Source organism: uncultured Jatrophihabitans sp. (assembly GCF_964246335.1).
GTDB lineage: Bacteria > Actinomycetota > Actinomycetes > Mycobacteriales > Jatrophihabitantaceae > Jatrophihabitans.
Genome location: NZ_CAXTQF010000007.1, coordinates 76,008 through 86,715, shown reverse-complemented (window position 1 = coordinate 86,715; position 10,708 = coordinate 76,008). Strand labels below are relative to the sequence as shown.

Annotated in this window: 10 protein-coding genes; 6 read left to right on the top strand and 4 right to left on the bottom strand. The window is 69.9% G+C overall.

What is annotated here, in order from left to right; all coding sequences use genetic code 11:
* Positions 1-92: 92 nt before the first annotated feature.
* Positions 93-797 (bottom strand): IclR family transcriptional regulator, encoded by a 705-nt coding sequence (locus tag ACFFCN_RS03885; RefSeq protein ID WP_375489813.1) that lies wholly within the window; start codon positions 795-797, stop codon positions 93-95.
* Between the two features lie 45 nt (positions 798-842).
* Between ACFFCN_RS03885 and leuC the strand changes: the two genes are divergently transcribed.
* The 3 genes from leuC (at position 843) to ACFFCN_RS03870 (ending at position 3,859) form a co-directional block, all read left to right on the top strand.
* A complete protein-coding gene (leuC, locus tag ACFFCN_RS03880) occupies positions 843-2,249 on the top strand; it encodes a 3-isopropylmalate dehydratase large subunit (RefSeq protein WP_375489812.1) in 1,407 nt (468 codons plus the stop codon).
* A gap of 2 nt (positions 2,250-2,251) precedes the next feature.
* Positions 2,252-2,845, top strand: a complete 594-nt coding sequence (leuD, locus tag ACFFCN_RS03875; protein WP_375489811.1) for a 3-isopropylmalate dehydratase small subunit — start codon at positions 2,252-2,254, stop codon at positions 2,843-2,845.
* Between the two features lie 135 nt (positions 2,846-2,980).
* Positions 2,981-3,859, top strand: a complete 879-nt coding sequence (locus ACFFCN_RS03870) for an HU family DNA-binding protein (RefSeq protein ID WP_375489810.1) — start codon at positions 2,981-2,983, stop codon at positions 3,857-3,859.
* A 112-nt stretch (positions 3,860-3,971) separates the two neighbouring features.
* Here ACFFCN_RS03870 and ACFFCN_RS03865 read toward each other — a convergent pair whose 3' ends face one another.
* Genes ACFFCN_RS03865 through cofC form a run of 3 tightly spaced genes read right to left on the bottom strand, consistent with a single transcriptional unit; the run spans position 3,972 to position 7,714 of the window.
* Positions 3,972-4,853, bottom strand: coding sequence for an NUDIX domain-containing protein (locus ACFFCN_RS03865; protein WP_375489809.1), 882 nt, complete (start codon positions 4,851-4,853; stop codon positions 3,972-3,974).
* A 6-nt stretch (positions 4,854-4,859) separates the two neighbouring features.
* The gene (locus ACFFCN_RS03860) at positions 4,860-7,007 is read right to left on the bottom strand and encodes an RNA degradosome polyphosphate kinase (protein ID WP_375489808.1); all 2,148 of its coding nucleotides are present in this window, start codon (positions 7,005-7,007) and stop codon (positions 4,860-4,862) included.
* Positions 7,004-7,714, bottom strand: coding sequence for a 2-phospho-L-lactate guanylyltransferase (gene cofC / locus ACFFCN_RS03855; RefSeq protein WP_375489807.1), 711 nt, complete (start codon positions 7,712-7,714; stop codon positions 7,004-7,006). Before cofC ends, ACFFCN_RS03860 begins: the two co-directional genes overlap by 4 nt.
* Before the next feature lie 53 nt (positions 7,715-7,767).
* Here cofC and ACFFCN_RS03850 point away from each other — a divergent pair, with 53 nt between their 5' ends.
* Genes ACFFCN_RS03850 through ACFFCN_RS03840 form a run of 3 tightly spaced genes read left to right on the top strand, consistent with a single transcriptional unit; the run spans position 7,768 to position 10,696 of the window.
* The gene (locus ACFFCN_RS03850) at positions 7,768-8,595 is read left to right on the top strand and encodes a lysophospholipid acyltransferase family protein (RefSeq protein ID WP_375489806.1); all 828 of its coding nucleotides are present in this window, start codon (positions 7,768-7,770) and stop codon (positions 8,593-8,595) included.
* Complete coding sequence (locus ACFFCN_RS03845; protein WP_375489805.1) at positions 8,592-9,614, top strand: NAD(P)H-dependent glycerol-3-phosphate dehydrogenase; 1,023 nt, start codon at positions 8,592-8,594, stop codon at positions 9,612-9,614. The genes ACFFCN_RS03850 and ACFFCN_RS03845 overlap by 4 nt, the downstream gene beginning before the upstream one ends.
* Positions 9,611-10,696 carry a D-alanine--D-alanine ligase family protein gene (locus ACFFCN_RS03840; protein WP_375489804.1) on the top strand — a complete coding sequence of 362 codons (1,086 nt, stop codon included), beginning with the start codon at positions 9,611-9,613 and terminating at the stop codon, positions 10,694-10,696. Before ACFFCN_RS03845 ends, ACFFCN_RS03840 begins: the two co-directional genes overlap by 4 nt.
* Positions 10,697-10,708 lie beyond the last annotated feature (12 nt).

The window sequence follows — 10,708 nt, the reverse complement described above, 5'->3', positions numbered from 1 at the left end:
GTCCGGTTCCTTTCCTCCCCGTGATCAACAGCAGTGTGTGGTCGTCATAGGGCGCAGATCCTGCTGTTGATCACCGAGGGTGGCGGCGGGATTCAACCGAGGGCAGCGCCGATGCGTTGCGCGGCAGCCGTCACCAGTGGCGCGAGCCGGGCGCCGGGGGACCGGCCGAGCCGTTCCACCGGGCCCGACACCGAGACGGCCGCGACGACGTTCGCGGGGTCGGCGCGCAGTCCGCGCACCGGCGCGGACACCGACGCCACACCCGCCTCGCGCTGCCCGACGGACTGCGCCCAACCGCGCCGGCGCACCTCGGCCAGCGTGCGTTCGCTGAACCCGCCGCCAACCGCGCGCGCTGCCGACGTCCACGCGCTGAGCACCTGAGCGCCGGACCCGGCGGTCATCGGCAGCCGGCTGCCGACCGGCACCGTGGTGCGCAGCCCGTGCGTGCGCTCCGCGGCCGCCACGCAGACGCGCTCCGCGCCGTCGCGGCGGTACAGCTGAGCGCTCTCGCCGCTCTCGTCGCGCAGCCAGGCAAGCACGGGAGTGGCTGCCGCGACGACGGGGTCGGGCACGGCTGCGGCGAGCTCGCCCAGGCGCGGGCCGAGGACGAAGCGACCATCGGCGTCGCGGGCCACGAGCCGATGCGTCTCCAACGCCAGCGCGAGACGGTGCGCGGTCGCGCGCGGCAGGGTGGTGTCCTCGACGAGTTCGGCGAGCGACCGAGGTGCCGCCGCCACGGAGGCGAGGACAGCGACGCTCTTGTCGACGACGCCGATCCCGCTGCTAGGCTGTCCCACAGAACGATACTAGAATCTCAGTATCTGAGATGCAAGGAGTGATTGATGGGCCGCACACTGGCAGAGAAGCTCTGGGACGACCACGTCGTACGTGCCAAGCAGGGCGAGCCGGATCTGCTCTACATCGACATGCATCTGGTGCACGAGGTGACCAGCCCGCAGGCCTTCGAGGGACTGCGCCTCGCTGGTCGGCCGGTGCACCGGCCAGACCTGACCCTCGCCACCGAAGACCACAACGTGCCGACCGTCGACATCTTCGCGCCGATCGCCGATCCGGTCAGCCGTACGCAGGTCGAGACCTTGCGCAGCAACTGCGCGGAGTTCGGCGTCCGGCTGTACCCGATGGGTGACGCCGAGCAGGGCATCGTGCACGTGATCGGACCGCAGCTCGGCATCACCCAACCGGGCATGACCATCGTCTGCGGCGACTCGCACACCTCGACCCACGGTGCGTTCGGCGCGCTCGCGTTCGGCATCGGCACCAGCCAGGTTGAGCACGTCCTCGCCACGCAGACCCTGCCGCTGGACCGGCCCAAGACGATGGCGGTGACCGTCGACGGCGAGCTGCCGCCGGGCGTCACGCCGAAGGACGTCATCCTTGCGGTGATCGCCCGGACCGGCACCGGCGGGGGCGCCGGCTACATGGTCGAGTACCGCGGTTCGGTGTTCGAGAACATGTCGATGGAAGGCCGGATGACGGTCTGCAACATGAGCATCGAGTGGGGCGCGCGCGCCGGCATGATCGCGCCGGACCGGACGACGTTCGACTATGTGCAGGGCCGCGACCACGCGCCGAAGGGCGCCGAGTGGGACGCCGCCGTCGAGTACTGGACGAGCCTGCGCACCGACGACGACGCCGAGTTCGACGCCGAGATCGTTGTCGACGCCGCCGAGCTGACGCCGTTCGTCACCTGGGGCACCAACCCCGGGCAGGGTGCGCCACTCGCGTCGACCGTCCCGGACCCGCAGGAGCTCGAGGACGAGGGCGACCGCGCCGCCGCCGAGAAGGCATTGGCCTACATGGGTCTCACCGCGGGCACCGCGCTGCGCGACATCGCCGTCGACACCGTCTTCGTCGGCTCGTGCACCAACGGCCGGATCGAGGACCTGCGCGCGGCGGCGGCGATCCTCGACGGGCGCAGGATCGCCGACTCGGTCCGGCTGCTCGTCGTGCCGGGTTCCATGCGGGTGCGCGAGCAGGCCGAGGCAGAGGGCCTGGACGCCATCTTCACGGCCGCGGGCGGCGAGTGGCGCCAGGCCGGCTGCTCGATGTGCCTCGGCATGAACCCCGACCAGCTCTCACCGGGCCAGCGCAGCGCGTCGACGTCCAACCGCAACTTCGAAGGGCGGCAGGGCAAGGGCGGCCGCACACACCTCGTCTCGCCGCTGGTCGCCGCGGCGACCGCCATCACCGGCCATCTCGCCAGTCCCGCTGATCTGCAGGAGGCCTGAGCATGGACAAGTTCACCGTGCACACCGGCACTGCTGTGCCGCTGCGGCGCAGCAACGTCGACACCGACCAGATCATCCCGGCCGTCTACCTCAAGCGGGTGACCCGCACCGGCTTCGAGGACGGCCTGTTCAGTGCCTGGCGGACGAACGAGCCCGACTTCGTGCTCAACCGCAGCGAGTACGACGGCGCGTCGATCCTCGTCGCCGGCCCCGACTTCGGTACCGGCAGCTCGCGCGAGCACGCGGTGTGGGCGCTCGTCGACTACGGCTTCCGAGCCGTCATCTCGCCGCGCTTCGCCGACATCTTCCGCGGCAACTCGCTCAAGTCGGGACTGCTCACCGTGCAGTTGCCGGAGAAGATCGTGCAGCGGTTGTGGGACGACATCGAGGCCGACCCGAAGACCGAGGTGACCGTCGATCTCGTCGAGCGCAATGTGCGCTGGGCGGGCGAGATCCACGACTTCGAACTCGACGACTACACCCGCTGGCGGTTGCTCGAAGGACTCGACGACATCGGGCTGACGATGCGCCACACCGACGACATCGATCGGTACGAAGCCGCGCGCAACGCGTGGTTGCCGACCGTCGTCGGGTGATCGAGTGAGTTGAATTGCGTGCGTCGTGTGACGGGAATCTGTTGCGACACAGGCACTGTGGCGTTGTCCACGCGCTCGTGAGCGCCTAGCGTGTCCTGCAGCCGCCTTAACGCAGATTCGTCCTTGGAGGGACACGTGCCGAACAAGGCCCAGTTCATCGATCAGCTTGCCGAGCGCCTGGACGGTGATCGCAGGCGTGCAGCTGCCGCGCTGGACGCGGTGATCGACAACGTGTACGCCGCCATTGCACGTGGTGAGAAAGTCGCGATCACCGGCTTCGGGGTCTTCGAGCGACGCGACCGTGCAGCGCGTACCGCGCGCAACCCTGCCACCGGCGCGACCGTGTCGGTGCCCGCCTCGCGGGTGCCCGCGTTCCGCCCCGGTACGGAGTTCCGCGAGATCGCGAGCGGCGCGCGGGACTTCACCGCTGAGCGCACCGCACGCGCGCAGGCGTCGCTGACCCGTGCCGCCGACAGCGTGCGCGACGCGCCCAACCGTGCCGCCGCCGCGGTGCGCGATGCACAGGACCGCGTCACCAATGCCGTTTCCGACGCTCAGGACCGCGTCACCAATGCCGTTTCCGACGCGCAGGATCTCGCCTCGACGGCGGTACGCGACGTCGCGGACGCGGTGCGCAACACCCCGGCGACCAAGGCCGCGCAGAAGGCTGCGGACCGGGCACGCAAGCGCGCGGCAAAGCAGGCCAAGGCGGCGAAGAAGGCAGCGAAGAAGGCAGCGGCAGCGCCGGCCAAGAAGGCGAGTGCCACGAAGAAGTCGGCCGCCGCGAAGAGCCTGGCGAAGAAGTCGAGCGGGCCGGCCACGAAGAAGGTGGCGGCCAAGAACCTGGCGTCGAAGTCCGCCGCGCAGAAGTCGGCGGCCAAGAAGGCCGCGAAGAACACCGCAAGCAAGAAGGCGGCGAAGAAGACCGCAGCCAAGAAGGCCTCGAAGAAGACCGCAAGCAAGAAGGCGGCGAAGAAGACCGCAAGTAAGAAGGCCGCCAAGAAGTCGCGCTGACGCGCCCGACCCGTCACCGAACCCCGGTGATCAACAGCACATTCCGGTCGTCAGGACGACCAGATCGTGCTGTTGATCACCGGGGTTTTGTGGGTTCGCGGGGGTCGTGCTGTCAGCGCGACGCGTCGTCGTAGTAGTCGGCTGACACGACGGTGCCGTCGACCACCGACAGCACCCACGCCGCGCCCTTACGGGTGTCTGCCGGCCGCACCCCGCGGGCGAGGCGATCGATCAGGCCGGGGATGGTGTCACCCTGGCTGGCGATCACGTTCACGGTTCCCGGTTTGGCCAGTGACCAGAACGTGGTCTCCGATGTCGCGGGCGACTTCGCGAACTGCTTGTCGCCGAACGCCGACTCGATCGAGATGTCGAAACCGTACTTGTCGGCGAACGGCGCGACGGTCTGCGTGCACCGGACCGGGGCGGCGGACACCACGCGCGTCGGCGCGAAACACGTCAGGAAGGACACGAGCGAGTCGGCCTGCGTGCGTCCGGTGTCGTCGAGCGGGCGAAGGTCGTCGTTGCCGCGCCACTCGCTGCGCTTGCCGGCCTTCGCGTGCCGGACGAGCACGACAACCGTGTCCGGCACCGGCACGGCGGCGAAGTCGGCCATGATGTGCTTGTCGACCTGGTAGCTCATGACGTCGCGGGCGGCGGTGGGCGACAACCACCGCACCTCGTCGACCTCGTCGTTCGGCGCGAACTCGCCGCGCAGGTGGCGCATCACCCAGTACGTGGTCTGCTTGCGACCGGCGTGCGTCTGGTACGTCGCCGCGCTGATGTAGCGCGACACGGCGACCTGCGAACCAAGTTCCTCCTCGACCTCACGGACCGCGGCGCGCACATCGGTCTCGCCCTGATTCAGCTTGCCCTTCGGCAGGGACCAGTCGTCATAGCGCGGCCGGTGCACGAGCGCGACCTCGGTGCGCCCGTCGCGCACCCGCCACACCACGCCGCCGGCGGCGCGCACATCCGGCGGTGTCCGGCGAGCCACCGGCGCTTACTCGCCGCGCGCGACCAGCTGACGCATCAGCAGGTCCTGGTAGTCGTTGTGCGCGCCCCGCGTCCGGGTCCACTCGCCGTCGGGCTGTTGGTCCCAGGCGGCCGTGTCGTCGTCGAACGCGGCGTCGAGCAACGCGGCGAGTTGGCTGCGCGCCTGCCGGTCGGACACCTGACACAGCACCTCGACACGCCGGTCGAGGTTGCGGTGCATGAGATCGGCCGAGCCGATCCAGTACTCGGGGTCGCCGTCGTTGCCGAAGTAGTAGACGCGCGAGTGCTCGAGGAAGCGGCCGAGGATGGAACGGGTGCGGATGTTGTCCGACAGGCCCGGCACGCCGGAGCGGATCGTGCAGAACGTGCGGACCAGCAGCTCGATGCGCACGCCCTCCTTGGAGGCTCGGTAGAGCGCATCGATCGTCTGCTCGTCGACGAGGTGGTTGGTCTTGAACCGGATGTGCGCGTCCTTGCCGGCGCGGGCCAACTCGACCTCGCGCTCGATGCGTTCGATCAGCCCCGCCCGGATGCCCTGCGGTGCGACGAGCAGCGAGCGGTAGTCCGTCTGCCGCGAGTACCCGGTCAGGACGTTGAACAGATCGGTGAGATCTGCGCAGATGTCCGGGTCGGCGGTGAACAGACCGAGGTCCTCGTACATGCGTGCGGTCTTGGGGTTGTAGTTGCCGGTGCCGATGTGCGCATATCGGCGGATCTGGTTGCCCTCCTGACGCACGACCAACGCGGTCTTGCAGTGCGTCTTGAGACCCATGAAGCCGTACACCACGTGGCAGCCGGCACGCTCCAGCGCACGGGCCCACTTGATGTTGGCCTGCTCGTCGAAGCGCGCCTTGATCTCGACGAGGGCGACGACCTGCTTGCCGGCCGCTGCGGCGTCGATCAGCGCCTCGACGATCGGTGAATCACCGGAGGTGCGGTACAGCGTCTGCTTGATCGCCAGCACCCGCGGGTCCGCAGCCGCCTGCTCGATGAACCGCTGGGTGCTCGTCGCGAACGACTCGTACGGGTGGTGCACCAGCACGTCGCCGTCGCGCATGGTGGCGAACACCGATTTCGGCGTCTCGCCCTCGGCGAAGCGCGGCGGGGTCGACGGCACGAACGGGCGGTCCTTGAGCTTCGGCCGGTCGATGTCGTACACCTGCATCAGCGAACTGAGGTCGAGCAGGCCGGGCACCCGCAGCACGTCGTCGCTCTCGACCTCGATCTCGCTGACGAGCAGGTCGACGACGTCCTCGTCGATGTCGTCCGTGACCTCGAGGCGCACCGCCGGCCCGAAGCGCCGGCGGGTCAGCTCCCGTTCGAGTGCCTGCAGCAGGTCCTCGTCGCGGTCCTCCTCGACCTCGAAGTCCGCGTTGCGCGTGACCCGGAACAGGTGGTGCTCGACGACCTCCATGCCGGGGAACAGCATGTCCAGGTGTGCCTCGATGAGGTCCTCGAGCGGCAGCAGCTCGACCTCGGCGGAGGACTCGGACACGACGACGAAGCGCGGGACGTTGTTCGGCACCTTCACGCGCGCGAACCGCTGGATCTCCTCGTCCGGATCACGAACCAACACGGCGAGGTTGAGCGACAACCCGGAGATGTACGGGAACGGGTGCGCGGGATCGACGGCCAACGGGGTCAGCAGCGGGAACAGCTTCTCGCGGAAGTACTGCGCCTGCGTTGCGCGTTCGTCATCGTCGAGGTCGTCCCAGCGACGGATGTGGATGCCCGCGTCGGCCAGTTGCGGGTTGACGACGTCGCGGAAGCAGCGCGCGTGCCGGTCGACGAGTTCGCGGATGCGTTCGGCGAGCTTGGCCAACGTCACCCGCGGCGACAAGCCGTCGGGGGAGGCGACCTGCAGGCCCATGTCCGCGCGACGCTTCAGCCCGGCGATGCGAACCATGTAGAACTCGTCGAGATTGCTCGCGAAGATCGCGAGGAACTTCACGCGTTCCAGCAGCGGCTGCGCATCGTCCTCGGCGAGGCTCAGCACCCGCTCGTTGAACGCCAGCCAGGACAGCTCACGGTTGCCGAAGCGGTCGTCAGGCAGGTCGTCGGCGGGTGGCAGCGGGCCCGAGTCGAGCTCGTCGGGCACCTCGTCAGCCGACAGGTCGATGGCGGACGCAGGGACGTCGGCCGACTGAATACTCATGCCTCGGGCCTGCAGAGGTCGTTCATGCCGTGCATCATGCCGCGCGAAGTTGAACGAACGGTATCCCCGCCTGCGGCGTCGGCCGGTCGGGCCGCGGCCAGGACGGCGGCCGTCCACGCTCCGACCCCCAGTTCCGCCGCGGCACGCAGGTCCTGCGGGGTGTCGACGTCCCGACGCAGACCCGCGCCGGCGACGAGGCGCGCTGCGTCGACCGCGTGCCGGCGCGCCGAGTCCTCGCCGAACAGGGGATCGAGCGCAGTCCCGGGAGCGGCGGTAAGCAGCGTGGTGCCGGTGCCCTGGGCGTCCGCGACGAACGCGCGGGGGTGGGCCGCAGCGGCGGCCAGTGCCGCGGCCAACTGCGCCGAGCGCAGGGCAGGCAGGTCGGCGACGAGCACGGCAACACCGTCGCCCGGCCACGACGCGTGGGCCTGTCGTGCGGCTTCGTCCAGGCCCGCGTTGAGGCCGGGCGTGCGCTGCACGAACACGTGCCGCTCGGGCGAGTCCGGGGTGTGGGCGGCCACCGGCACCGGCCGGTCGTGCACCAGCACGATGCGTGCGACGTCGGGAACGGCCTCGGCGGCGGCAACGGTGTCCGCCCGGATGGCTTCCACGAGGCGGGCGTGCGCGGCGGTGTCGGAGCTGGCGTCGGCCAGCCGGGACTTGGCCGCGGGCAGCGCTTTCGCCGGGATGAGCAGGGTCCAGCGCACGTAACGAGTCTACGAACGTCGCTGCGGAGCCGGGGTGTGCCAGGCCATCCGCCGTGCCGAATGACGGCCGGGCGGCGTCGATACGGCAGACTGCTAGCGGCAAGGACGGTCAGGAGGAACAGGTGGCACGGCTGCACAAGCGGCGCAGGCCCGGCGTCGGGGAGAAGATGGGGCCGGGTTGGCGCTTCGTCTGGCTGGTGCTCTATTACCCGTTCTCGGCGGTGTTCAAGTTGCGGTACCGGCACATGGAGCGCTTACCGCTCGACGGCCCGATGATCGTGGTCGTCAATCACGTGTCGCACGTGGACCCCTTTCTGGTCTCGAAATTCATCCTCGACGCCGGCCGCACGCCGCGCTTCCTCGCGAAGGAGTCGATCTTCGAGGTGCCTGCGGTGGGCCCGGCGATGCGGGCCATGGGGCACATCCCCGTCAAACGGGGCACCACCGACGCGCGCCAGTCGCTGGCCGCTGCGGTGGCGTGCCTCGAGCGTGGCGGCGTTATCGTGCTGCACCCGGAGGGCACGGTGACCCGCGACCCGCAGTGGTGGCCGATGGCCGGCAAGACGGGCGCCGCACGCCTCGCGTCGCTGGTGCCGGACGTACCGGTCATCCCGATCGTGCAGTGGGGCGTCCAGGAACAGGTCGATCTGTACCGGAAGAAGCTCAAGCTCGTGCCCCGCCCACGCCACACGCTCTCGGTCGGCGAGCCCATCGATCTGAGCGCGTTCCGCGGCCGCGAGCCGACCCCGAGGGTGCTGCGTGAGATGACCGATGTGATCGTCCGCCGGTTGCGCCACGACCTCGCCGACCTGCGCTGCGAACCCGAACCGGGCGGGGAGTTGTTCGTGTGGCAACGGTCGCGGCAGGGCGATGCTGCATGACCCGCGCCGCAGTGCTGGGTGCGGGAAGCTGGGGGACCACGTTCGCGAAAGTGCTCGTCGAAGCCGGCAACGACGTGACGCTGTGGGCGCGGCGCGAGAGTCTGGCCGAGCAGATCAACTCGACGCACCGCAACTCGGGGTACCTGCCGGGGATCGAGCTGCCGGATGCGCTCGCCGCGACGCACGACGCCGCGGCCGCGCTCGACGGCGCGGATCTCGTCGCCTTCGCCATCCCGTCACAGACCCTGCGCGAGAACCTGCTCGGCTGGGCGCCGCACCTGGCCGCCGACGCGACCCTCATCAGCCTCATGAAAGGCGTCGAGCTGGGCACGACCAAGCGGATGAGTGAAGTGATCTCCGAGGTCGCCGCGGCGCCGGCTGAGCGCATCGCCGTCGTCACCGGCCCGAACCTCGCACCGGAGATCGCGGCCCGGCAACCGACCGCCACGGTGATCGCGTGCACCGACGAGGCGCGCGGTGCGGCGGTGCAGGCCCGCTGCAGTACGCCGTACTTCCGGCCGTACACGAACACCGATGTCATCGGCTGCGAACTCGGCGGCGCGGTGAAGAACGTCATCGCGCTCGCGTGCGGCATCGGGCAGGGCATGGGCTTCGGGCACAACTCGGTCGCCTCGATCATCACCCGCGGCCTCGCGGAGATCGCGCGACTCGGTCAGCAACTGGGCGCCGACCCGCTCACCTTCGCCGGGCTGGCCGGCCTGGGCGACCTCGTGGCCAGTTGCAACTCGCCGATCGCCCGTAACCGCACCTTCGGCGAGCGGCTGGGCCGCGGCGAGACGATCGAGCAGGCGCAGGAGGCGACGCACGGCCAGGTGGCCGAGGGCGTCAAGTCCTGCCGGTCGGTGCTCGAACTCGCCCAGCACCACGACGTCGACGTGCCGATCACCGCAGCCGTCGACGCGGTCTGCTCGGGCGCGATGACACCACGCCGGATGGTCGAGCTGCTGATGTCACGGTCCGTGAAGTCCGAGGGCTCGCGGCCGGTGACCGCGCCGTGACGCCTCCGGGCCGGCGCACCCGCATCGCCGTCGTGTACGGCGGCCGCAACTCCGAACACGGCATCTCGGTGGTGTCGGCGAGCGCGGTGCTGTCCGCGCTGGACCCGCAGCGTTACGAGGTGGTGCAGCTCGGCATCACGCCGGACGGGCGTTGGCTGCTGACCGACGAAGCGCCGGACCAGCTGCGCATCACGGACCGCGCGTTGCCGCAGGTGGCGAAGGGCACCGAGGTGATCCTGCCCGGCGACCCGACCGGCCCGTCGCTCGTTGCGGTCGAACCGGGCGCGGCAGTGCACGCGCTGACCGACGTCGACGTCGTCTTCCCGGTGCTGCACGGCCGCTTCGGCGAGGACGGCACCATCCAGGGCCTGCTGGAGATGGCCGGCGTGCCGTACGTCGGGGCAGGCGTGTTCGCGAGCGCTGCCGGCATGGACAAGGAGTTCACCAAGAAGCTGCTGCGCGCCGAGGGGCTGGACGTCGGCGAGTTCGCGGTGCTGCACCGCGGCCGCCCGTACGCGCAGGTCGATCTGCATCGCCTCGGCCTGCCGCTGTTCGTCAAGCCGGCGCGCGCCGGGTCGAGCGTGGGCATCACCCGCGTCGACTCGTGGGCTGATCTCGACGACGCCCTGCAACTTGCGTGGTCCCACGACCCCAAGGCGCTCGTCGAGGCCGCGGTCACCGGCCGGGAGATCGAGTGCGGCGTGCTCGAGAACGTCGACGGTGAACCCGAAGCCAGCCTGCCGGCGCAGATCACCCTGCTGCCCGGGCACGAGTGGTACGACTTCGAAGCCAAGTATCTCGACGACGCCTGCGAGATCGACATCCCGCCCGACCTGCCGGACGCGGTGATCGAGGAGGTTCGCTCCGCGGCGTGCCGTGCGTTCACCGCGATCGACTGCGCGGGTCTGGCGCGCGTCGACTTCTTCGTCACGCCGGACGAGCGCGTGATCGTTAACGAGATCAACACGATGCCCGGTTTCACGCCGATCTCGATGTTCCCGAAGATGTGGGCAGCTACCGGCGTGCCGTACCCCGAGGTCGTCGACCGGCTGATCGCAGCAGCGCTGCGCCGCGACCGCTGACGCCCCGGGCGT